The 23,338-nt window shown below is 48.9% G+C and carries 20 protein-coding genes, 2 tRNA genes and 1 pseudogene; 13 read left to right on the top strand and 10 right to left on the bottom strand.

The genetic code is table 11. The features are described from left to right. Positions 1 to 121 precede the first annotated feature (121 nt). Genes AC56AD_RS09650 through corA form a run of 3 tightly spaced genes read left to right on the top strand, consistent with a single transcriptional unit; the run spans position 122 to position 4,926 of the window. Positions 122 to 1,321, top strand: coding sequence for an acetate/propionate family kinase (locus AC56AD_RS09650; protein WP_012508619.1), 1,200 nt, complete (start codon positions 122 to 124; stop codon positions 1,319 to 1,321). A 42-nt stretch (positions 1,322 to 1,363) separates the two neighbouring features. Continuing rightward, positions 1,364 to 3,751: a phosphoketolase family protein gene (locus AC56AD_RS09645; RefSeq protein WP_012508618.1), complete on the top strand. Its 2,388-nt coding sequence runs from the start codon at positions 1,364 to 1,366 to the stop codon at positions 3,749 to 3,751. Further along, positions 3,739 to 4,926 carry a magnesium/cobalt transporter CorA gene (corA, locus tag AC56AD_RS09640; RefSeq protein WP_223293894.1) on the top strand — a complete coding sequence of 396 codons (1,188 nt, stop codon included), beginning with the start codon at positions 3,739 to 3,741 and terminating at the stop codon, positions 4,924 to 4,926. The genes AC56AD_RS09645 and corA overlap by 13 nt, the downstream gene beginning before the upstream one ends. Before the next feature lie 18 nt (positions 4,927 to 4,944). Here the strand turns inward: corA and AC56AD_RS09635 are convergent, their stop codons facing one another. Then, positions 4,945 to 5,430 (bottom strand): YqhA family protein, encoded by a 486-nt coding sequence (locus AC56AD_RS09635; protein WP_012508616.1) that lies wholly within the window; start codon positions 5,428 to 5,430, stop codon positions 4,945 to 4,947. A gap of 374 nt (positions 5,431 to 5,804) precedes the next feature. Between AC56AD_RS09635 and rnr the strand changes: the two genes are divergently transcribed. Then, positions 5,805 to 8,180, top strand: coding sequence for a ribonuclease R (gene rnr, locus AC56AD_RS09630; protein WP_041526508.1), 2,376 nt, complete (start codon positions 5,805 to 5,807; stop codon positions 8,178 to 8,180). 46 nt (positions 8,181 to 8,226) lie between these two features. On the opposite strand, the gene AC56AD_RS09625 is transcribed toward rnr, so the two are convergent. Together AC56AD_RS09625 and AC56AD_RS09620 are read right to left on the bottom strand one after the other, a co-directional pair. Then, a complete protein-coding gene (locus tag AC56AD_RS09625; protein ID WP_317623593.1) occupies positions 8,227 to 8,550 on the bottom strand; it encodes a hypothetical protein in 324 nt (107 codons plus the stop codon). Between the two features lie 303 nt (positions 8,551 to 8,853). Then, positions 8,854 to 9,648: a deoxyribodipyrimidine photo-lyase gene (locus tag AC56AD_RS09620; RefSeq protein ID WP_499052152.1), complete on the bottom strand. Its 795-nt coding sequence runs from the start codon at positions 9,646 to 9,648 to the stop codon at positions 8,854 to 8,856. A gap of 702 nt (positions 9,649 to 10,350) precedes the next feature. Here AC56AD_RS09620 and AC56AD_RS09615 point away from each other — a divergent pair. Next, the gene (locus tag AC56AD_RS09615) at positions 10,351 to 13,209 is read left to right on the top strand and encodes a tubulin-like doman-containing protein (protein ID WP_012508614.1); all 2,859 of its coding nucleotides are present in this window, start codon (positions 10,351 to 10,353) and stop codon (positions 13,207 to 13,209) included. Positions 13,210 to 13,231: 22 nt separating this feature from the next. Then, complete coding sequence (locus tag AC56AD_RS09610) at positions 13,232 to 14,791, top strand: substrate-binding domain-containing protein (protein WP_012508613.1); 1,560 nt, start codon at positions 13,232 to 13,234, stop codon at positions 14,789 to 14,791. 66 nt (positions 14,792 to 14,857) lie between these two features. On the opposite strand, the gene AC56AD_RS09605 is transcribed toward AC56AD_RS09610, so the two are convergent. Together AC56AD_RS09605 and AC56AD_RS09600 are read right to left on the bottom strand one after the other, a co-directional pair. Further along, positions 14,858 to 15,193 carry a deoxyribodipyrimidine photo-lyase gene (locus AC56AD_RS09605; RefSeq protein ID WP_481859564.1) on the bottom strand — a complete coding sequence of 112 codons (336 nt, stop codon included), beginning with the start codon at positions 15,191 to 15,193 and terminating at the stop codon, positions 14,858 to 14,860. Beyond that, positions 15,186 to 15,902, bottom strand: a complete 717-nt coding sequence (locus AC56AD_RS09600) for a type 1 glutamine amidotransferase (protein WP_012508611.1) — start codon at positions 15,900 to 15,902, stop codon at positions 15,186 to 15,188. The genes AC56AD_RS09605 and AC56AD_RS09600 overlap by 8 nt, the downstream gene beginning before the upstream one ends. Positions 15,903 to 16,084: 182 nt before the next feature. Here AC56AD_RS09600 and AC56AD_RS09595 point away from each other — a divergent pair, with 182 nt between their 5' ends. Then, positions 16,085 to 16,375, top strand: coding sequence for a hypothetical protein (locus AC56AD_RS09595; RefSeq protein WP_150085651.1), 291 nt, complete (start codon positions 16,085 to 16,087; stop codon positions 16,373 to 16,375). Between the two features lie 126 nt (positions 16,376 to 16,501). Here the strand turns inward: AC56AD_RS09595 and AC56AD_RS09590 are convergent, their stop codons facing one another. The 3 genes from AC56AD_RS09590 to AC56AD_RS09580 form a co-directional block, all read right to left on the bottom strand. Next, entirely contained in the window at positions 16,502 to 16,792 is a 291-nt protein-coding gene (locus tag AC56AD_RS09590) for a helix-turn-helix domain-containing protein (RefSeq protein ID WP_012508609.1), read from the bottom strand. Then, the gene (locus tag AC56AD_RS09585) at positions 16,773 to 17,138 is read right to left on the bottom strand and encodes a type II toxin-antitoxin system RelE/ParE family toxin (protein ID WP_041526817.1); all 366 of its coding nucleotides are present in this window, start codon (positions 17,136 to 17,138) and stop codon (positions 16,773 to 16,775) included. Before AC56AD_RS09585 ends, AC56AD_RS09590 begins: the two co-directional genes overlap by 20 nt. A 202-nt stretch (positions 17,139 to 17,340) precedes the next feature. Continuing rightward, positions 17,341 to 17,430 (bottom strand) — tRNA-Ser (locus AC56AD_RS09580). A gap of 393 nt (positions 17,431 to 17,823) precedes the next feature. Between AC56AD_RS09580 and AC56AD_RS09575 the strand changes: the two genes are divergently transcribed. Beyond that, positions 17,824 to 18,417, top strand: a complete 594-nt coding sequence (locus tag AC56AD_RS09575; RefSeq protein WP_012508607.1) for an Lcl C-terminal domain-containing protein — start codon at positions 17,824 to 17,826, stop codon at positions 18,415 to 18,417. Positions 18,418 to 18,482: 65 nt separating this feature from the next. Here AC56AD_RS09575 and AC56AD_RS09570 read toward each other — a convergent pair. After that, positions 18,483 to 18,555 (bottom strand) — tRNA-Gly (locus tag AC56AD_RS09570). Positions 18,556 to 18,906: 351 nt separating this feature from the next. On the opposite strand from AC56AD_RS09570, the gene AC56AD_RS09565 reads away from it, so the two are divergent. Beyond that, a complete protein-coding gene (locus AC56AD_RS09565; RefSeq protein WP_012508606.1) occupies positions 18,907 to 20,232 on the top strand; it encodes an LptF/LptG family permease in 1,326 nt (441 codons plus the stop codon). Positions 20,233 to 20,254: 22 nt separating this feature from the next. On the opposite strand, the gene AC56AD_RS09560 is transcribed toward AC56AD_RS09565, so the two are convergent. After that, entirely contained in the window at positions 20,255 to 20,647 is a 393-nt protein-coding gene (locus AC56AD_RS09560) for an acyl-CoA thioesterase (RefSeq protein ID WP_012508605.1), read from the bottom strand. A gap of 516 nt (positions 20,648 to 21,163) precedes the next feature. Here AC56AD_RS09560 and AC56AD_RS09555 point away from each other — a divergent pair. From AC56AD_RS09555 to AC56AD_RS09540, 4 genes and pseudogenes are all read left to right on the top strand, one after another. Next, positions 21,164 to 21,724 (top strand): response regulator transcription factor, encoded by a 561-nt coding sequence (locus tag AC56AD_RS09555; RefSeq protein ID WP_049759924.1) that lies wholly within the window; start codon positions 21,164 to 21,166, stop codon positions 21,722 to 21,724. Between the two features lie 9 nt (positions 21,725 to 21,733). After that, positions 21,734 to 21,976: a helix-turn-helix domain-containing protein gene (locus tag AC56AD_RS09550; protein WP_083765321.1), complete on the top strand. Its 243-nt coding sequence runs from the start codon at positions 21,734 to 21,736 to the stop codon at positions 21,974 to 21,976. 250 nt (positions 21,977 to 22,226) lie between these two features. Next, positions 22,227 to 22,916, top strand: a pseudogene (locus AC56AD_RS09545) (formylglycine-generating enzyme family protein). Next, positions 22,859 to 23,272, top strand: coding sequence for a formylglycine-generating enzyme family protein (locus tag AC56AD_RS09540; protein WP_049759922.1), 414 nt, complete (start codon positions 22,859 to 22,861; stop codon positions 23,270 to 23,272). Before AC56AD_RS09545 ends, AC56AD_RS09540 begins: the two are co-directional and overlap by 58 nt. Positions 23,273 to 23,338: the final 66 nt, after the last annotated feature.

Genomic DNA, 23,338 nt, shown 5'->3' with positions numbered 1-23,338 from the left:
ACTTGCTTGCTAATGTGGGTGCGATGCGGGAAGTTGCATGTAAAAATGGTTTTGGGAACAGTCGAATAAACGATGAATCAACTCCCATAATCATGCCGGAACTGATTTTATTCTTCATGCCATGAATCCGAAAAAAAAGATTTTAGCGCTGAACATAGGCTCGTCGAGCATCAAATTTGCGCTGTACGAAACCGGTGAGGGCGAAGTGCTTCTGTGTACCGGTTCCCTGACGCGGATTGGCCATGAGAAAGGAGCCTTTTCTGCAAGGGACGGGCAGGGAAGCTCTCTTGCCAGTGCAAGCGTTTCCCTGTCGGATCATGACGCAGCTTGTGCCTGGCTTTTTTCCTGGATACTCAAGCAGGGTGAGGCATACAGGCCTGATGCCATCGGGCATCGCATGGTGCATGGTGGCCCCCGTTACTCAAGCCCGCAGGTTGTTTCTCCTGAGCTGATTGCCTCACTTGAGGAGCTGGTTCCCTATGCTCCCGAGCATCTGCCGCAGGCACTGAAGGCTCTCAGTCAGGCCGCGAAACTTTTTCCCGGAACGCTTCAGGTGACCTGCTTTGATACCTCGTTTCACTCCTCCATGCCATCGGTTGCACGCTTCTATCCGCTGCCGGAATCAATTCGTAGCGAGGGGGTGCAGCGTTACGGTTTTCATGGGCTCTCCTATGAGTTTTTATTGGACGAGCTTGAACAGCAGGGGGGCCGCGATGTGGCGCAGGGAAGAGTCGTCTTTGCCCATCTGGGTCATGGCGCCAGTATGGCCGCTGTGAAAGAGGGCAGAAGCATCGACACCACTATGGGCTTTTCTCCGGCTGGCGGGCTTGTGATGAGTACCCGCACCGGCGATCTCGATCCGGGGGTGATTCTCTTTCTCCTGCAGCAGGAGAAAATGAGTGCAGCACAGATCAAGGAGATGGTCAACCGTCAATCGGGGTTGCTCGGTATTTCAGGGATCAGTGATGACATGCAGGTGCTGCTTTCGATGGAACAGAACCTTAAAGCCCGCGAAGCTGTTGATATGTTCTGTTACAGGGCGAAAATGGCTCTTGGCTCTTATGCAGCGGTGATGGGTGGTGTAGATACCCTTGTTTTTTCAGGGGGGATCGGTGAACATGCCGCTGAAATTCGAAGTCGTATCTGCGAAGGGCTTGGTTTTCTCGGTATTGCTGTTGAGTTGTCCCGTAACGTTGTTTCATCACCGGTTATTTCGCCTGATGGCAGCGCGGTTACTGTCAGGGTTATTGCAACAAACGAAGAGCTGATGATTGTCCGGCATACTTTGGCCATTCTTGCCGGTACTGTTCACCGTTCGTAATGCATAGCGCACTCTCTTCTTTCATTTAAAGCTCCTGAACGTATGGCACTCTCTCCACTCTCTTCTGGCGGCCCGCTATCGGTTGATGAACTGCAACGCATCGATGCCTACTGGCGTGCGGCGAACTATCTCTCTGTAGGGCAGATTTACCTGATGGACAATCCACTGCTCCGGGAACCACTGAAACCTGAGCAGGTCAAGCCGCGTTTATTGGGGCATTGGGGAACGACTCCGGGGCTCAATTTTATTTACGCTCATCTGAATCGTGAGATTTGCCAGCGTGACCTGAATGTGATCTATCTTGCCGGTCCAGGGCATGGCGGTCCTGCTATTGTAGCAAATGTCTGGCTTGAAGGCACCTACAGCGAGTATTATCCCAATATTTCGGAAGATGCTGCGGGTATGAAAAAAATGTTCAGGCAGTTTTCTTTTCCAGGCGGTGTTCCGAGCCATGTTGCGCCCGAAACTCCCGGTTCCATTCATGAAGGGGGGGAACTCGGTTATGCGCTTTCCCATGCTTTTGGGGCAGTTTTTGATAATCCTGATCTGGTTGCGGCCTGTGTTGTGGGCGATGGTGAAGCTGAAACCGGCCCTCTGGCTACATCATGGCATTCAAACAAGTTTCTCAATCCGGCCCGTGATGGAGCGGTTCTTCCGATTCTGCACCTGAACGGGTATAAAATTGCCAATCCCGCTTTTCTTGCCCGTCTGCCGCACGATGAGCTGGAGAGCTTGATGATCGGGTATGGGTACAAACCCTGTTTTGTTGAAGGTTCTGATCCTGCAATCATGCACCAGAAGATGGCTGCCGCACTCGATAACTGTTTGGACGAGATTGCTGAAATTCAGCACGAAGCACGGGCGCATGGAGCAACGGAAAGGCCGTTGTGGCCCATGATTGTGTTGCGTTCTCCCAAAGGGTGGACTGGCCCGAAAGAGGTTGATGGAAAAAAAACTGAAGATTTCTGGCGTTCCCATCAGGTGCCGTTTTCAGCGGTGCGCGAAAATCCTGCCCACCTTGCGCTGCTTGAAGAGTGGATGAAGAGCTACCACCCGGAAGAGCTGTTTACTGCCGAAGGGGCGCTGAAGCCGGAACTGAAAGAACTTGCACCCAAAGGGCAGAGGCGGATGGGTGATAATCCTCATGCCAACGGGGGATTGCTTTTGAAGTCGCTGCATATGCCTGATTACCGGGAGTATGCGGTCTCAGTGTCCTCACCTGGCTCTGTCAGGGCTGAGGCAACAAGGGTCATGGGTACCTTTTTACGGGATGTCATGAAGCAGAATGAGCATGATTCCAATTTCAGGGTATTCGGCCCTGATGAAACTGCATCCAACCGGCTTGGATCGCTTTTTGAAGTTACCGACCGCACCTGGATGGAAAGCGTTATGCCCTATGACGAAAGTCTTTCCCGGAACGGCAGGGTTATGGAGATTCTTTCCGAGCATACCTGCCAGGGGTGGCTTGAGGGCTATCTGCTAACGGGTCGGCATGGTTTATTTTCCTGCTATGAGGCCTTTATCCACATCATCGATTCGATGTTCAATCAGCACGCAAAGTGGCTGAAGATAACCAATGATGAAATTCCCTGGCGTCGTCCCATCGCCTCGCTGAACTATCTCTTGACCTCCCATGTCTGGCAGCAGGACAATAACGGCTTTTCCCATCAGGATCCCGGTTTTATTGATCATGTGGTGAACAAGAAGGCTGATGTGATTCGGGTCTATCTTCCCCCTGATGCCAATACGCTGCTCTCGGTTACCGACCACTGTCTGCGTTCGCGCAACTATATCAATGTGATTGTTGCCGGTAAACAGCCCGCATGGCAGTGGCTCGACATGGATGCTGCTGTAAGGCACTGCACGAGCGGCATTGGTATATGGGAGTGGGCTTCAAACGATGCCGAAGATGGTGATCCGGATGTGGTTATGGCCTGCGCCGGGGACGTTCCTACGCTTGAAACGCTCGCGGCTGTCGATATTTTACGGGACAAAATCCCCGATCTCAAGATTCGTGTGGTCAATGTTGTTGATCTGATGACCCTTCAGCCCAGCGAAGAGCACCCTCATGGACTCAAAGACCGGGATTTCGATGATATTTTTACCACCGACAAGCCGATCATTTTTGCCTATCATGGTTACCCCTGGCTGATTCACCGTCTGACTTACCGGCGTACCAACCATAAAAATCTGCATGTCAGGGGATACAAGGAGGAGGGAACAACCACCACGCCGTTTGATATGGTGGTGATGAACGATCTTGACCGCTTTCATCTTGTAGCCGACGTTGTGGAGCGGGTTCCCCGTCTCAGGCAGCGGGCAGCTTACGTAAAGCAGCATGTGCGCGACAAACTGATTGCCCACAAGGAGTATATCCGTAAATACGGCGAGGATATGCCGGAAATCAGGAACTGGCAATGGACGCGGTAACAAAGGTGCCGACTGGTCAGGAGCCGGGAAAACAGGAGCGTATGGTTATGACAGCCAAAAAGAGTGTGCGACGCAAGGGGAAGGCAGTTCATGCTCCGCCCAAGCCCATGAAAAAGGTGATGCGCAACCTGTCGAGGACGATAGGGCAGCCTCCCGGTACACTGCTTCATATCGGCGAACAGAAAACAGCCGATTGCGTCATAACGGTTTTCGGCTATGATGAAGAGCGTGAGTTTCACATGCCGGTGGGCAATGTTACCGAATGTGCGGAATGGAAAGATCAGCAGCGGGTTCTCTGGATCAATATTGACGGACTGCATGATGTGTCGGTAATTGAGGAGGCTGGCAAGCTTTTCGGTATTCATTCCCTGACCCTTGAAGATATCCTGCATACGGAGCAGCGTTCCAAACTTGAGGACTTTGAGAGTTACCTTTTTCTGGTGCTCCGGACGCTTGAACTTGAAAAGGTAACTGGAGATGTTGTTGAAGAGCAGTTGAGCATGGTGATCGGCAGTAATTATGTCCTCACCTTTCAGGAAAAACCGGGAGATATGTTTGATGCGGTAAGGGAGCGAATCAAAAGTCAGGGGACTGGAATACGAAAACGGGGAGCAGACTATCTTGCCTATGCTCTCGTTGATGCCATTGTGGAGAGTTATTTTACCGTTCTTGAAGAGCTTGAAAGTCGTATTGAACTGCTCGACCAGGAGCTCTTCACAACATCTGGCGGGGATATCTTTCAATCTATTTATATCCTAAAAAAGGAGCTGATTCTTTTACGGAAATCGGTACGGCCGATGCGGGAGATTATCAACAGTATCAGCCGTGATCACTACAAGGTTATTGATGATGTGGCAACCTGGCCTTTTTTCAGGGATGTGTACGACAATGTCATTCTTATCAATGAAACCATCGAAACCTATCGAGATATTGTTCTTGGCATGTACGATACCTGGCTGGCCATAGTCAACAACCGGATGAACGAGATCATGAAGGTGCTGACCACAATCGCCACCATTTTCATGCCGCTCTCTTTTCTGGCAGGAGTTTACGGCATGAATTTTCGTTCCATGCCGGGTCTTGAGTGGCAGTGGGGCTTTTGGGCGATGGTTGGAGTCATGAGTGTCATTCTCGTTGCCATGATGGCTTATTTTCGTACGCGAAGGTGGTTTTGAACGTCAAACAGTCGAAGATTACGGTTTCTTTTCGTAAGGCGCTTTTTTCTTGTGTTCGGTAAAATAGGTCAGTCCGACGACAACAAGACCTATGGCTCCACCAAGGTAAAGAATTTCGGTTTCACCATGCCAGTTTACGACGTGGCCGAGAAAGACAACAGCCATAACAACAACAATCACGCCGATTAGCTTCTCTTTGAGGTCGTCGAGCGTATGAATGACAAGCCATTCGGGAAGTTCTATGGAATCGTCAATAAAGAGCTCGAACAACCCCAGTGACATGATATAGAGGGCTGTTCCCACAAGGAAGATATCCGCGTTTTCTATGAATCCGAGCATAAGCACCTTTGCCCCTTTGGAGCTGACCGAGCTCTCCATAACGGTATAGATGATCTGCTGAAAAACGGAAATGCCACCGTAGAGCAACAAAGTGCTGGCAGCAAGGAATGTTCCGGCAACAGCAATCAGGATAAGGTAACGGCTTGATGAGAGAAATCGATTCATATCTGGTTCTTTTCTTATTGAAAACAATGAAAATTCCCGCTCTTCAGAGTGTTTTGTGGCGACTTTTCATTATGTTAAAATTCTAAAGTTTCATTCAAGACCTTATTGACAGAACTCCCCTGAAACAGGAATTTAACCTTTTTGCCGTTACTTTTTTTCCTCAACGCGCCGGTTTTTTTCTCTTGCATTTGCAGCTTCATGAGTTTCAAGCGTGTTCATTGTCTCTATTGCTTCTATTGCTGATTTTTTTTTGCTGAAGTATTCTGATGTTAATAATTTTCGGAAGCATAAAAAGGTTTTGGTTGAACAGATCCGGTGTTGCGCAATAGTGCGTGATGCCGGAAATGGAATGCTAACATAAACGATTGAATGTAGTGGCAAAAGAGCGTTTTAAACGAAAAACAAGGAGCCCTGGCAACAAGGGGCACAGGCCTTCTGTGCAGTTTACCGGTGAGCGGGTGAAGCCGAATGACCATATTCTTATTAACGAGTTTCTTTTCAGGCGGGGAGAGAGCTCTCTCGGTGCCGAAATTGTTACTTTTTTTGCTGACCATGATGGTGAGCGCTTCAAGTCGGTAGAGTTGGCCAAAGCTCTTGGGTATACCGAATCAAAACAACTTCCCGGTTTCTGGTATGTGCTGCACAAACTGCAGGAAGAGGGGGCCGTTGACAAGGACTCCAACCGCTGTTATGGCATGTCGGGCACAGAGGCGACCACCTATGAAGATCATCTTGAGCTTGCCAAGCCCTTTCCTCTTCCCGGAAAGAAGCAGTACACCGTGGCCAAGAGCTATACCGGCCATATCTCGACCCATCCCAATGGCTATGGTTTTGTTGATGTCGAAGGGTTTGATGACGATATTTTCATCAAGGCTGGCGATATGGGTCTCTCCATCCATGGCGACGAAGTCGAGGTGCTTGTTTCGAAGGTTCCGGATACCTATTCTTCCAAATCCACTCCCCATCAGCGCTGTGAAGGCGCGGTGCAGAAGGTTCTTACCCGTCGTATTACCACAATTGTCGGTACACTGACCAAGGCAAACCGCAAATTTGTGCTTAAGGCTGACGACAGAAAGATTCTGCCTGAAATCATTGTACCAATCAGAAATGCCCGCAAGGCGGTTGATGGTCAGAAGGTGCTTGTAGGGGAGCTTGATTTCAGCAAGGAGGGGCAGATCCAGGCCAAGGTGCTTGAAATTCTGGGTACTGCGGGCGACTCAGCGGTTGAAGTGAGCGCCATTGCCCGGAGCCGTGGCATTGACGAAACCTTCGACAAACCACTGCTCGATTTTGCGGCCTCCATTCGTGAGGGTATTACCGATGAGGATCTGAAAGGGCGACTTGATATTCGCGACAAGGTTGTCTTTACCATTGATCCTGTCGATGCGAAGGATTTTGATGATGCACTCTCAATTGAGATGCTTGAGGATGGACAATATAAAATAGGCGTCCATATTGCCGATGTATCGCACTATGTGCCGGAAAACTCTCCTCTTGACCGTGAAGCGCTCAAAAGGGCTACCTCGGTTTATCTGGTTGACCGGGTGATTCCGATGCTGCCTGCACGGCTTTCCGAGCAGATATGCAGCCTCAATCCTGGTGTTGACCGGATGGCCTTTTCCGTTTTTCTGACGCTGAGCGCTGATGGTGAAGTGCGCAAGCATGAGTTCAACAAAACGGTTATTCACTCCAAGCGCCGGTTTGCCTATGAGGATGTCGAGGAGATTCTGAAGCAGGGCAAGGGTGATTTTGTTGATGAGTTGCAGGCGCTTGACCGCCTCAGTGTTCTTCTGCGTGAAAAACGCTTCAAGCATGGCGGTCTCGATTTTGAAACCGAAGAGGTGCGTTTCAAGCTTGGCAGCAAGGGCGAACCGCTTGAAGTGATGAAGAAGGAGCGTCTCGGCAGCCATCGTCTTATCGAGGAGTTCATGCTGCTTGCCAACCGCAAGGTGGCCAAATATCTCACCAAGACCTTCAAGGAGAACAAGAAGGAGCCGCAGCCGGTGATCTACAGGGTGCATGGCGCTCCCCAGCAGGAGAAGGTGCTTATTCTTGCAAACTTTGTCAAGAGGCTCGGCTTTGATCTCAAGCTGAACCGGGGCAAGGAGGGGCCGATTGTTTCAGCCTCAGCGCTTCGGCAGCTCTTGCAGCAGGTGAAGGGTTCCAATATTGAGTTTCTAGTCAGCGAATTGGTGCTGCGCTGTATGTCGAAAGCGGTCTATACCGGCGACAATGTGGGCCATTACGGTCTCGGCTTTGAGCACTACACCCACTTCACCTCGCCCATCAGGCGCTATCCTGACCTGATTGTGCACCGTATGCTCTTTGAGTATGAGAACCTCCGGAAGAAACGCCGGAAAATCTCGGCAACACGCCTTGCTGAACTGACCGACAAGATCCAGACGGTCTGCCAGATATCAAACGAGCGTGAAAAAAGCGCTGTGGAGGCCGAGCGCGAGTCGATCAAGCTCAAGCAGGTTGAGTATATGGCCAGCCATGTCGGCAAGGTCTATCCCGGTGTTATCTCAGGCGCGACCGATTACGGCATCTATGTGAGAATGGTTGATTTTGCCATTGAGGGGATGGTGCACATGCGCAATCTCACCGATGACTATTACGAATATGACGAGGCAACCTACTCTCTGGTCGGCAAACGGCGCAAAAAGCGGTTGCAGATTGGTCAGCGGGTCAAGGTCAAGGTGAACAGTGTGGATTTGCAGCGCCGCACCATTGATCTGGTTATCGAATAAGGCCTTTTATATGCTCACCTGTTCCCCTGATGGCGCTCTTGCACCTTCAGGGGAACAGGTCGTGCTGCTCCTTTGCCCCTGTGTACCCCTCTGCGCTACCCTTCGAACCACCTTCATTGCGGGCGATATATCGGTTGACATCAAACTTCCGAGCACACCCTGATGCGTTCATGTAGCGGATTTTTCCATAGACCGGCCTCTCAAACCAGGGACGGTCATGTAGCCCTCCGATTGACCATGCGACCCCGGTGTAACCATTCGGCTCCCTTCCGTCAAGGGCGAAGCGGTCATTGAGGAAGATTGCCGTCTCAAATGCCTGCTCAGGGGTTTCACTCCACTCAAGAATTTTTTTTGCCCAGTACATCCGCATGTAGCCGTGGATGACCCCTGTTCTTATCAGCTCATGCTGCGCGGCATTCCAGAGCTTTTCATGCGTTTTTCCGGCGGCAAACTCTTCGACGGTGTAGCGATAGTCCCGCTGGTCGTCGCCATGCTGCTTCAGGCTCTCTCTGGCCCATTCCGGGATGCCTTCATAGGAGTCATAGTGATTATTATAGCAGCAGTAGTTATCGGCCAGCTCCCGCCGTACAATCAGCTCTTCAAGAAAGGCTTTTTTGTCGGATTCCGGTGCCTCGCTTTTACCGGCCTCTATGGCGATGAACTGGGCGCTGATCTAGCCGAAGTGCAGATAGGGGGAGAGATGGGAGGTTGCTCCTGCATTGGGATCATTGCGCTCTACCGCATAGGAGGCAAGCCTGTTTTGCAGGAAGCTCTCAAGGCACTCGTTTGCCGCCTTTTCTCCCGGTTTCAGCCACTCAACAGGCGACACCTCCGGGTCAGCCTTCAGGGTACGGTAAACAGCGCTCCAATCGACAGTCGGGTATGCAGAGGGCGAAGCAATCGGCTCAAGCTCGGGAAAGTCGGTCAGAAACTCACCAAGCAGGGCGTTTATTTTTGGACGGAACGTTCTGGCAGCATACTCCTGTTTGCCGGAAGCGATCCAGCAGGGGACAATGTTGTGGGCATCAATCTCATAGAGCGGAGCGGTGAGCTGCCGGGCCACCTCTTTTTTCCACCCTCGTGCAATCTTTATCGGTGAAAAATCGGTGACCACCACCCCTGCTTTGATCTTTTCTGCAAAGCGGGGGAGTGCTGTTCCCGGTTCACCCGGCAGGAGCACAAAGGGAATGTTGAGTTCCCGGAGATCGGCTTCAACCTCCCGCAAGCCCTTGAGCATGAAATCGTAATGGCGGAGCGGGGCCCCGAGAAACGAGGGCGCAAGCGTAAAGAGTACCACAAGAGGCTGCTGCAGGAGTTCCGCTTTTCTGCGGGCAAAGAGCAGCGCCCAGTTATGATGCACTCTCTGGTCGCGTGACATCCAGTAGATCACCGTGCCCTCTCCGTCATGCTTCTCGTTCAGGAGGCGGATGCGGCGCGGATCGATCATGAAGCGTTGCGGCTCAGACAAGCTCGGAAATCCGGAGGAAGTTGTGCATGAGCTTGAGTCCGGTCGAATGGTACTCCTCCCTGATAGTGCCAAGAGAGGGGCGCACTGTCTTTTGCTACTAAGAGCATTGTTTTCAGCTTTGGCCATAAAAGACCGATTTCTCAGGATCTTGCTCATGACTTTTTTCTGGAGCTTGAGTATAATCTTGACAGCATCGGCAGATGAGCAATATCTACAAGCCCTATGAAGGTATCAATCATATACTGTAATTGCCACTATAACAAAGAGTTCACAAAGAATTAACATAAATACCCCGTAACAAAAAAAGAAATTTGTTGGTATTTGATAAATTAAAATTCTTATAAAAATACAGATCAGCTACTCCCTTATTTGCAGGGAAGTTATATCGATTAACGAAGGTGTTTTGGTTCGCCGTTGGAATTTGCTGTTTTTTTCATAGGAGATATCTGTATTTCACTTGCTGAGACCAATGATTTATCAACAGTACTTTGGAGCAATAACCCGTCATCGCGGGTCACACCAGGATCAACATTGTTTGCTAATAAATAACAAATATATATGCACAACCACTTACTGATCGGCCTTGGTGGAACCGGAGGTAAAATACTTCGCGCATTACGGAAAAACGTTTTTCAGGAGTTTCGCAGCAATCATCCATAAATCATAAACCTTCAATATCTCTATATAGACTCCAGTAAAGAGATGATGGCTGTCGATGATGTCAGTTGGAGAATATTGGGCGAAAATGTTCAACTTTCACCGCGCAATCAACTGCTCATTACCGGAAGCAATCTCAAGCAGGTGCTCGATAACCTGGGAGGCTATCCAAATATCAAACCATGGATAGGCAGTCACGAACAGTGGAAAGCTATCCTTAACAGCATCGTCGGAGAAACGCTGGGAGGTCAGAAACGCCGTCTCGGACGCTTTCTTTTCGCCAGTAAGGCGCGAACCTTCAAGGATCAGCTCAAACAACTCGCTTCCGAACTGACGACTGGCGGTGAAGCGAGTATCACCTTTCATATCTGTTGCGGTTTGGCTGGAGGCACCGGAAGCGGAAGCCTGATCGATGTCATTGCACAAATCAGGGCGCTCTATCCCGAATCGAGAACCTACCGCATCGTAGTGTATGCACTCTTGCCTGAAGAGATACCCAATCCCAATTGGGATACCGGTAATTACCATGCCAATGGATATGCCGCGCTTGCCGAACTGAACGCCCTCAGCACCGGGAGCTATCAACCTTGTGATGTCGCCGAAAGCGGAAAGCGCCTGCAACTCATGGATCCCTTCAACGGATGCTATATCTTTTCCAACCGGAATGAGAACGGCTTGCAGGTCGATGTAAATAAAACCCTTCCCTCCATCGTCGCCGACTTTCTTTTTCAGAAGCTGATAGCCGTCAGCAATGCTGATACCATGCGCCTCCTTGACAAAATGGAGAATGCAGAAAACGGAGATGGCACCCCCGAAAATGATCATGGAATCGTCGGGAAGGCGAGAAGCAAGCGCTTTTTGACCTTTGGTATCAAAAGACTTGCTGTTCCCGAAACGGAAATCAGGGAATATCTGACTTACAAATTTGCCCGGCAGGCGGCGCTTCAACTGCGTTTTAACAACTGGGACGACACCTTCGGCTTCCGTAACGATGCGCGAAACCAGGATTTCGGGGAGTTCGTCAGAGACAAGCAGACCCTTGAGCGCTGGTCGTTAACCGATGATCACTTCACGCTTTCACGGGGAATCCTTGCCGAAGAGATCAACAACAAGAGCTGGAAACCGATTCTCAACGAATGGCTGGATATTGTTCCGCTATTCATAGGTATGGTGCAGGCCCAGGATGACAAGGTTTGGCTGAACGATCTGGAAAAACTGATGGTGCAGCGCTATGAGGAAAATTACCGGAAATTGGGCGTACGCAAGTTTTATGAGACCAAACTGGAAGCACGAAAGGACTATGTGAAGGAATTGCGCCGGCGTGTCGAAAGTGAGCTATTCCAGGAGTGGCAGAATGGCGTCAAATCCATGCATGACCTGAGTCGGTGTGTCATGGCATTGATCGCCTCTCTGGAAGAACGCGCCCGTGCCGGAGATGATAGAATCTCCAAGGCTAAAGCTAACGTAGAAGATGCAGAACAAAAGGTTACCGCAAACCGGAACGAGTGGGCCAAAGTAGGATTGCTTTCACATATGCTCGGTAGACGCCGTAAACTACTCGATACTCACGGCGAGCTCCTGCGTGAACTGTACCTCTTCCGCACACAGGCAGAAGCATGGAACTTTGCCAAGCGCCTGTTGCAGGAATCGATCACGGAATTCAACCATCTGGCCACTGATATTTCGCTCTGCTCCACGCTGGTGGACGAAACAATCAAGGAGTTCAACACACGTATCGATGAACGGTGCAACGATAATGAAAAACCCGATCTCCGTCAGTCTCTGGTTCGATTCTATAACGCCGAAAATGTCCGTCTGTTTTCCCGTGATCTGGAAAAAGAGGCTGCCATACAAAAAAACCACTCGCAAATCATCAGAGATGCGCTCATCGAACAGATCGCTTCGGAACCTTCATTTGCCACGTTTCATAACCGGATCAGCAGGCAACGCTTTTTCAACGTTCTCGAACAAAAGAGTACGCTCAGTTCCCAGATCGCACACGACAACCTGGTTTCCTCAGACCATAACCGCCAGTCTTTGCTTGGCGTCAATATTATCGGTCAACTCGAACGGGAGTATTCAGGAAAGCCTGAAGAGCTGAGGAAGTTTGTCAACGATCTTGTACGCTCTGCCGGCAACTATCTTGAATTCGACCCACAGGCTATTGTAATAGGAAATGGCAATGTTGTCAAGGTATCTCAATTCATTGTCATCATGCCCAATGCCGGTGAACACTCGGAATTCGCTGAAATCCTGAAAACGATGTTCCGCGATCATCTGAGAGGTGGCATTCCCGTTGAAATAATCGAGAGCGACACCAAACCACACGAAATCACTCTGCTTGGCATCACCAACCTGTTCCCCCTGCGTTATGCAAGGATGGTGCGCTTTTTGAAAGAGAAGTACGATCTGCGCATCAACAGTGCAAACAATCCGGAGCAGGTCAAGCTTGAATTGCATAGCGAAGGTGACGGAAGCCAGTATTCTGCACTGCTCATTGCCAATGAGGGCGATATACGCGAAAAAGTCTTGCCATCCCTGTTCATTGCCAAAGCGATGGAACTGATTACGGCCGTCGTCAATCCCACCACCGGCAGAAGCGATCTTTTCCTGATCGGTGAAGATGAACTTGGAATGACCGTTCGGACAAAGCTTGGAAAATCGCTGCCGGAAATCTCCGAAAACATCGATCTGAAGGTGGCCCAGGTTCTGGAACAAACAGCCAATGACAAGCTCAAGGAGAATGAGTGGAAACACATCGACAAAATCAACGAACTGAAACAGCGCATCCTGAATGAGCTGAAAGCAATCCTGAGCGAACGGCAGGAAGATTTCGAAGACCCGACATATCAACGCTTCGAAGCCGCTGCGCGTAAGGCCATCACGTCATTAACCAACAACTGAACGATCAAACCGGGAATTCACCATGCCAACCACATACAAATGTCCGAATCTGGGCAACTGTCACAAGGCTGACAATCAGGAACAGATTGCCCTTCCTGCAGGTGCAGATCCGATATGTCCTGAATGCAAATCCAAGCTTATTCCTGTCGGGAAAACAGTCCTCAAGATGCCGGACAACAAAACCATAGCTCTCATTGTCGGCATATTGGTTCTGATTATCGGCGGAGGTCGGCTGTTTTTCATGCGGTCGAACCCAAGTCCGAAACCAGGTACAGCCCTGGTTCAAGACATGAATCAACCGTTTAACGGCAAAACGCTTTTACGTTTTCACGGTTCGAACACCATCGGTGTTAACCTCCTGCCAGCATTGGCTGAGCAATTCCTCAAACAGGAGGGATACAGTAATGTTCACAAGGTTTCAGAAACCGAAGATGAATGCTCTATCGTAGGCGAACAAAATGGAGTTGAGGGTCGAATCGAAATTGCCGCTCATGGCAGCAAAACCGCCTTTGAAGGTTTGAAATATGGGCAGTGCGATATTGGTATGGCCTCAAGACCAATTAAAAATGATGAATGGCAGGCGCTTAAACCTGTAGTGGGCGATCTCAGATCAAATGGCAGTGAATTTGTTCTGGCACTCGATGGCATCGCAGTCATCGTCCATCCCTCAAATCCGATAAAGTCTTTGTCCGTCTCCCAGCTTGCAGATATTTTCAGCGGAACGATCAAAGAGTGGTCGCAAGTGGGCGGGCTGAATGGCGCTATCACCATTTATGCTCGTGATGAAAACTCGGGCACCAGGGATTTCTTCAATGACGCAGTCCTTAAGAAATATGGTAAAACCCTTGCTGGTGATGCACTCCTCCTGGAAAACAGCAAAAAACTTTCGGCCTCGGTAGCAACTAATCCGAATGCAATTGGCTTCATCGGTTTGAACTATATCGGTTCTAACCATGCGCTCTCCCTCTCCGATGTCGGTGTACAGGCGCGCAAACCCAGTCCGTTTACTGTAAAGACAGAGGACTATATCCTGTCACGGCGCCTCTTCCTGTACGCATCGGAAACAAGCAAAAATCCTCTGGTTGCCCGCTTCATCGATTTTGCCACAGGAACTGCCGGCCAGCAAATCGTCGCATCTATCGGTCTGGTCAATCTCGACCCGACACCTGTCAGCCAACCGTCAAATGTTGTGCCTGAGTATGACCCCCGGAATATCTCCATGGGATGGAGAAATCTGACAAGCGGCGCAACCGAAATCGCGACACGCTTCAGATTCCGTGCTGATAGTGAAGTATTGGATACCCGAGCAAACCGGGATATAGGTCGAATCGTAGCCGTATTATCGCAGCCAAAGTACAAAGACAAACGAGTAGTGCTTATTGGCTTTGCGGATGCGGCAGGCTCAATAAAACACAATAAGGAACTCGCGCAAAAACGTGCTGAAGTTGTTGCTACAGCGCTCATAGAAGAAGGTGTACAATGTGCTGAAGTAACAGGGGTAGGAGCTGAAGCTTTTGTCGCTCCGAATGATACCCAGGAAAACAGGGAAAAAAACAGAAGAATCGAGGTTTGGGTAAAATAAAGGATAAATTACGAATGGGAAACAGGTTATCCAGATTCTATTTATCTCCTTATCGAGATTGCCACCTTAGACAGTGCTTGTCGTGCGTTTTGGCGGCTGGCTCTGGAGGAGCAAAAAGGGAATGTTGAGTGTTTTGAGATCGGCTTCAACCTCCCGCAAGCCCTTGAGCATGAAATCGTAATGGCGGAGCGGGGCCCCGAGAAAAGTGGGAGCAAGCGTAAAGAGCACCACAAGAGGCTGCTGCAGGAGTTCCGCTTTTCTGCGGGCAAAGAGCAGCGCCCAGTTATGACGCACCCTCTGGTCGCGCGACATCCAGTAGATCACCGCACCCTCTCCGTCATGCTTCTCGTTCAGGAGGCGGATGCGGCGCGGATCGATCATGAAGCGTTGCGGCTCAGACAAGTTCTGAAATCCGGAGGAAGTTGTGCATGAGCTTGAGTCCGGTCGAATGGTACTCCTCTCTGATCGTTTCATACTGTTCCATGAGTTCCTGACGATTCATTCTTTTCAGGTCACTATCCGTATCGCACCAATCCGAAAACATCGCAGTTGTCAGTTCAAAATGACACTGCAGTCCGTAGGCGTTTTTGCCAACCCTGACAGCCTGCACAGGACATTGTTTGCCGGTCGCAAGCAGCTCCATTCCTGAAGATGCAAGCTCCACCGTTTCGCCATGAAGCTGAAAGACCGGAAAGCTTTTGCCAAGCCCGCCAAAAAGAGCCTCCTTTTTGCCCGCCGGGGTAAGGTCGATGCGGAAGGGATTCCCTTCAGGATCAAGAAATCCAATCTCTTTTACCGGAGAGTTCACCACTTTTCCTCCACCCGCTTTAACAAGGCACTGTATGCCAAGGCAGATGCCAAGAGAGGGGATCTCCTCATGCAGAGCCTGCTCAATCCGGCGGAGCTGAAGCAGCATGGCAGGACTCTCATCGTTGGCGCTCTGGGGCCCTCCAAGCACCACGAGTGCGCTGTAGCCACGTGGATCGGGAACGGTTCCGCCCGCAGAAAGATCCTCACTATGCCATGCGATACCATGCTCGCAAAGCAGGGTTTCAAGCAGACCCGGCCCTTCGTGGGTGATGTTTTTGACAATCAGTACTTTTCTGGACATAAGCTGTTGCTGGAAGATGGTCAAGAATTCCTGTTCACAGGAACGGCAATTTTGGAAATGAAACCAAAATAGCACCAAAACAGTTCTGTTGCTCAGTTCCAGTCCTTAAAATCAGTGAACGAACAACAATAGTTGACCTCGGACCACCCGCCCATCGCAACGAGTGCCTCCGTACGAAGGCCATGCTAACGCAGCTACACGTCACTCTGGTGAAGCTGTCTCTTCAGCTAACAGCGCTTGTCAGCGTCGAGGACTTCGACGAGATCTCCTTCTTCTATGAGCCGACCATTGGGTACTTTGCCGAAAAGCGAAAACAGATCAGCTACCTCCCATCGCCAGACGAGCAGACCATGGATCTCAGCCGAACATTTCGAAACACCGTATGCAAGAATCGGCGTCGGGTTAGGCGTATAGCTGCCAAGCATAGCGATTTTTTTTCAAAAAAATATCTTCAGCAGCGTCTTATGATTTGACCCTCGCACCATCTGCGCCAGTTCCGACATCATTATACATCGACCACTGCACATCCGCGCCACATACTGCAAATCACTCACCGCAACCCCATGATTCAATTATGTGAGCCCGACAGTATGTACTCCCTAATGCGCCAAGGCCCTTTCGACAGCCTCCGGTTCATGGGCAATGACGGTTAAAAGAATCCGGGCGGCCCGATCAGGCTGACGGCGTTTTTGTTCCCAATCCTGCACCGCCCTGACGTCAAACCCGAACCGTGAAGAAAATTCCGGTTGAGTCAACCCCAAACCGTTGCGGATAGACTTAACGTCGATCTCCTCAGGAACATTGACGTTAAAGCCGTCAGAAATTTCACCGCGAGCATAGGCCAGCGCCTGATTCGCGGACTTGATAAGTTTATTTCCTGCTTTGGACATAGTCTTTAACTCCTTTCTTGTAAACATCAGCAAGCGATCCTAAAATTTGCTTCAGTTCATTTCTTTCAGCTTGCGATAAATTTGCTCTTTCGCCTTTTGAAAAAATAGACAATAGAAACACGGGAATATTTTCTCCGGCATAAAAAGTAACAACCCTGTACCCTCCGCTTTTTCCTTTGCCCCTTCCAGCGAATCGAATTTTTCTCGCACCGCCCGTACCTTTCATTTCAACTCCGGCGTCAGGGGTTTGCGCGATACAATCGACGATTGATCGACGCTCATCGGCAGTTAACCCAAGCGCTTTGGCATCGGAAAGATAATTCGGCGTTTCAATAACAACATGCATGACGCTAATGTACGGCAATGCCGTATATAATACAAGGGGTAGTTCGGGAAAAAGAGGGAAACTGTATGAGGGCATCAAATGCTCCTACTCACACCATAAAACGACAGAAAAAGATTCTGATTGAAAACACAAAACCAGGAAGCTCGAATGGAGCGGGCATTCGGGCTCATAACTTGCAATTAACTGCGCAGTCTGGAATATATGGCGGAGAGGGTGGGATTCGAACCCACGGTACACCGAAGCGCACAACGGTTTTCGAGACCGTCCGATTCAACCACTCTCGCACCTCTCCGTATATTTTCTAACAATTCAGCAGAATTGAGCTGTTTCTGACGGTCCGGGAGAGCCCGGGATAATAGAGGACAGTCTTGTTTTCCGCTTATGTGGCTGGGAATTTAAAAAAATATAGCTGGTTTTCCGCATAGTTTGTTTTGTGTCCATATTGTTGGTTGGTATACGCACAATATACACTATATTGCTCCGTCTGATGAAGTGGTATTCTTGTGGAGCTGGAGATGCGATGGATTGGCCTCGTTCTGCGTGAGCTGCAATAAAAGAGCAAAGTGGTGAAGAAATACTATTTGTTATGCAATAATTATATATATTTCCGCTGTACTTTTTACGGAAAATATATACATGTGGTATGCGGACATGAGTCTTTGTTTATCGATAAATTCTTTAGCCCATGAAAAATAAATTATTGGTCGGCTACACCAGTTCCATCAGGCAATTGGCTCATGTGTTCCATGCTGCATATCATAACAGTTCTCGTCATGGTGATTTGTATGAGAGGCGCTCAGGCTCTGAATACCAATCAGAAGCTGCAAGAGAGCGGGGTAATTCTTTACCATTACTGCAAGAGCAGGTGACGGAAACCGTAAAGGAGAGTGTCTCAATAGGTGAAGAGTATGGCGGCGGGATTGTTTTTTATGTTGATGGTACGGGGAAGCATGGTCTTGTTGTTGCCAAAGCCGATATGCCAGCGTACTCATCAGACAAGGAGGAAGGGGGTTTTACATGGAGTGATGCCAGGCTTGTATGTGATAATTTTGTGAGCAATGGCTATCAAGACTGGTTTTTACCAAACAAGGAGCAGTTGAACCAGCTTTATCTCAATAAGCGTGCGGTTGGCGGGTTTGCTGATAACCATGGTTACTACTGGAGTTCGTCGGAGTATAATGCGGATATTGCATGGTTGCAGAATTTCAGTAATGGTACCCATTATGTCATCAGCAAGACATACGGCCTTGACCGTGTTCGGGCTGTTCGAGCCTTTTAAACGGTTTACATTATGAAAACAAAAAAGCCTCGTTTCAGTGACGAGGCTTTTTTGTTTTTATTCTGAGCGGGAAACGAGACTCGAACTCGCGACCCCAACCTTGGCAAGGTTGTGCTCTACCAACTGAGCTATTCCCGCTTAATGAGTGACAAATATAAAGATATTTTTTTTCTGTGCAACTTTTGGATTCATTTTTTTGAAGCTTTTTTGACTCTTTGCTTCATCATTAACGTTTTTGGATGATGCGACCTCATTATCTGACGCCGTTACCCTCTTCTGTTGTTCGATATCTGGGCAGGTGAACACCAGACTGGGGTTTATGGGGAGGAGAATTTCGGGGATGTTTCTTTTTCACAACGCCTCTGGCAAAGGTGGTGGAGGTATAGATGGAGAATGGGAGAATAGGTTATATTCATGTTCGTCAGGCTGTTTGAACCTGCCCGTTACGCTCAGGTCATCATTACATGGGGGAGAAAAGAGAGCTGTTTTATGAAAATCATCGATCGCTATATCCTGAAAGCGCATGTCGGGTCGTTCCTGTTTGCTTTTGTCACCATTATTTTTGTTTTGATCCTTCAGTTCTTTGCTACGTTTGCCGATCGTTTTATGGGAAAGGGAATCGGATTTACTGCGATGGTGGAACTCATTCTGCTGCAGTCGGCCTGGATGGTTGGGCTTGCGGCGCCCATGGCGGTACTCGTTTCGGTTGTCATGGCATTCGGATCCCTGACGACCACCTCTGAAATGACCGTTTTCAGGGCCTCCGGCATCTCTCTTTACCGGTTGATGATGCCTGTTCTTCTTGCAGGCCTGCTTCTTTCACTCTTTGTTGAGCGTTTTAACAATGTCGTGCTTCCCGAAGCAAATTATTATGCGAAATCGCTGATGGTTGATATTGCGCGCTCCAAACCGGCCTTTGGCTTGGCCGAAAATGCTTTTTCAACTCTTGTGGATGGTTACTCCATCTTTGTTCGCAGCACAGATGAACACTCAAAGGAGCTTAGGGGTATCGTTATCTATGATGCCTCACGATCGGATTACAAAACGATGGTGACGGCTGAAAAGGGTACTATTGACTTTAGTGGTGATGATCATTATTTGGTGATGACGCTTTTCAATGGCGAAATTCATCAGGTACGTCAACCCGATCACAAAAGCTACCGCAACATGAGCTTCCAGAAGCACCGTTTTGTCTTTGAATCATCCGGTTTTGGTTTTTCACGCTCTTCGGAGAGCCGAATGCGTTCAGGCGATGGCGAACTTTCTGCTAAAGAGCTGATAACTATTGGCGATGAATTCAGGAAGAGGATAGCGGCATCTGAAAAGAGGATTCAGATGCCGCTTGAAACCCTGGGAGAACGCATGGCTGAAAGCAGTTCTGTTCGTGCAAAAGGGGGGATGATAACAGCAAAAATGGCCAACAAAACGAGAGCGGAAGCTGCGGGTTATGTTGATCGTCAGCTTGCCCGGCTTGATGGAGAACTTAAAAATATCGAAGCAAACCGGAACATGTACAATCGTTATATGGCAGCCTATCACAAGAAATATGCGCTCTCCCTTGCCTGTTTTGTTTTTGTTCTGGTTGGTGCACCCCTTGGAGTTCTTGCCAGACGGGGAGGGTTCGGTGTTGGTGCAGCCATCTCGCTTTTTTTGTTTGTGCTCTACTGGATGCTGATGATTTCAGGAGAGAAAATTGCTGAGCGGGGGATCCTTGATCCCATGATCTCAATGTGGCTGGCCAATGCCGTTATGGCTACTGTCGGAATTTCGCTTATGGCCAGCCTGAACGGTTCGGTTTTCAATACTTCCCGTTGACGGGGAGGAGGTGAAAAAGAACTCAGAGGCAGTTATTGTCTTCACCCTTCTCTTTATAGCCGCAGCAGAGCTCTTTTTTTGCCCCCTTGTCATCAAGACAGACAAAGGTGATGTGCGTACTGAAAGCCATAACCCGTTCACCGCTCTCAATACTTTTCTTGTAGACACGCACGGTGTACTCAATCGATGTGTGACCGATTTTGTTTTTTTCAGTCACAAAACAGAGGATAGAACCGCCCCGAATGCTTTTTTTGAATTCCACCTTATCCATACCGACGGTCACAAAGTTGCAGCCGGGATAATCCAGAGAGACTGTGATATAGCCAATTTCGTCAATCCATTTCAAAAGGTTGCCGCCGAACAGAAAGCCGTAATGGTTAAGATGTTCGGGTAGAACAAGTTTATAGGTTTCCATAAATTTAACAGATACAAGTTAGCGGGAGACACAGGTCTCACCAAGGTAAGTCCAACAACGATCAGAAACAAAATAGCCGTTTATAAAATTGCGTCAGCGATTTGATTGCGGACGAATCCCTCTGCACTGTTGAAAGAAAAAAAGAGATTGGGTTATAAATTTTTATTCATTCGTCGTACTTTGTAAAAAGAAGTGTTGCAGGTCAACTCAACTCTTCCAGCAAAGGGCGTCATGGTTTTCGTTGCAACAAAGGCGCTTTGCTCCTTTATGGATTTTCGGGACGTTGGGTCTTCGTTTTTTTGTGTTCACCTCCTTTTTTGATACGGAAGAGGCAAATTATGTCGAAGCTGTGCGATGGCGTAACCTTTTTTATCTATTAGGAATAACGATAATATGTCGTTAAATTACACGCAGGTATCGCTGAGTTGACTGTCTTTTTTTGCTATCATTTCAGTCGTGCTCTGTGTGGCAATAATTGTATATGTACTCCAAAATCCGGGTACTCTGAAGGTCGCGATGGACAATGCTGGTGAAGAGGAGAGAGGGCTGAAAACACCGCAACTGTTGCGGGCGGAGGAGGAATTATGCGCGATACCGCAGGGAGTGGCTGGAAGCAGGATACTCATTGTCGAAGATGACGAAGCGGTCCTGAAATGTGTTCAAATTTACCTGACGCAGAAGGGGTATGTTGTCACTGCGGTTAGCTCAGCTCATGAGTTTTACCAGCACATCTTCAGAGAGCCCTACGCGGTTGTTGTACTCGACGTAGGTCTTCCTGACCAGAGTGGTCTGATCCTTGCTGAGTATGTCAGAAAGAACACTGAAATGCGCATCATTATCTTTTCCGGTCGCGATGCAATTGATGACCAGCTTGCCGGCCATTATGCTGGCGCTGATCTCTATCTGGTTAAGCCGATTGATGTTCGTCAACTTTCAGCCGCAATCTCAGGGCTTCTTAGCCGTATGGCCCAACCAACGATACAACCGTACATCCTGACCCGACAGCAACCAATACCTTCGAAGCCACAGGCACACTGGAGACTTATAAGCCGGAGATGGATCCTCCTTTCTCCCTAGGGCAACGCGATTCAGCTTACCAATAAAGAGCTTGACTTTCTTGCCCTGCTCGTCGCAGTCCCTAACGCAGTTGTTCCTCGGTTTGAACTGCTGACGAGACTTGGCTATCTGCCTAACGAATCTGGCCACCACTCACTGCAGTCGCTCGTTAACCGCTTGCGTAAAAAAATAGAATTGCACAACATGCAATCTCCAATACTGACATCCCATGGTGTCGGTTATACGTTTCTGGACGATATAACCGTGGAGTAACTTACTGTCCCCCCCTGCTATTCCTGACAACAACTGTTTTTATTTGCCGTGACTCACTGCCATGGCACAATAAATAAAATATCAAACAAGTCCTCACAAGATCCTTATAAATCTGTCGCGCCCAGGAGCTTTTTCTTGCGGTTATACGTCATATTTTTGATTGTAACTGTTATGAAATATGATAATTAATATTTGGGCTTATTGCCTGTTATGGGTGTATTCTTATGACAGGATATTATGATTCCGCCATATGAACAGTGTGGTTAGCAGCTCAACCTCGCCGATTCAGGAAGATTGTCGATTCGGACTTTTTCTGTCGCAATTATCTAATAATGATTTCAAAGCATTAATAACCGTAAATAAGGGTAGAATGAATCTGGTTACGAAACTCTTGGGCCATAAACAGGAACGCTCCAGTGAAGTCTCACCTGAACAGCTTTACGCGGATGCGACGTCGGGTACTCTTGATAAAAATGATGATTCTTACCTCCGGAACTTTGTTCTGATAGACGGTGGTGAGTTTACGATGGGCAGTCCTGCGAGTGAATTGCTTCGCGGAAGCGATGAAACCGAGCATCAGGTACGGGTGAATACTTTTTCTCTATGCAAATACACTGTAACCGTTGCCGAGTTCGGGAGATATGCGGAAGAGTCAGGTTACCGGTCTGATGCGTCAAAAGGTCTTTTCCGCTTTATTCAGCGTCATGGTGAAGAAAAAATGGGAGATGGAGTCTACTGGTTTAAAGGAGTTTTTGGCAAGGATCGACCGAGGAGTGAAGATAATCATCCTGTTTTGTATGTGAATTGGCATGATGCTGTTGCCTACTGACAGTGGTTGACGGAAAAAACGGGAAAGGTGTTTCGCCTGCCGACGGAAGCTGAATGGGAGTATGCTTGCCGAGCGGCACCACAACCCCTTTTAATACCAGAGAGAAGCTGACGACCGGGCAGGCAAACCATAAAGGAGGCAATTTGTACTTCGGACAACATAAGGGGCTTGAGCGTCGGAACACGGTTGCTGTTGATAATTTTGTTCCAAATGCCTGGGGGCTGTACAACATGCCTGGCAATGTCTGGGAATGGTGCAGTGACTGGTACAGCGGAAACTACTATGATGAATCTCTATCGAATGGAACGGTTGCCAATCCACCGGGTACGGCAACTGGTTTGGTCCGAGTGCTTCGTGGTGGGAGTTGGAATTGCGAGGCGAGGCTCTGTCGGTCAGCTTACCGTTATAATGCCCGACCTTCCTTGCGAACGAATGTTATTGGTTTCCGACTTGTCTGTGAGCAGTAATCATTTTGCAGCTTATTTCAGTGCCTGTTGAAGTTGCAGGATTGCTATATTATTGGGTTAGGCGGC

Source organism: Pelodictyon clathratiforme, assembly GCF_982375515.1.
This window is presented reverse-complemented; position numbering and strand designations above follow the sequence as displayed.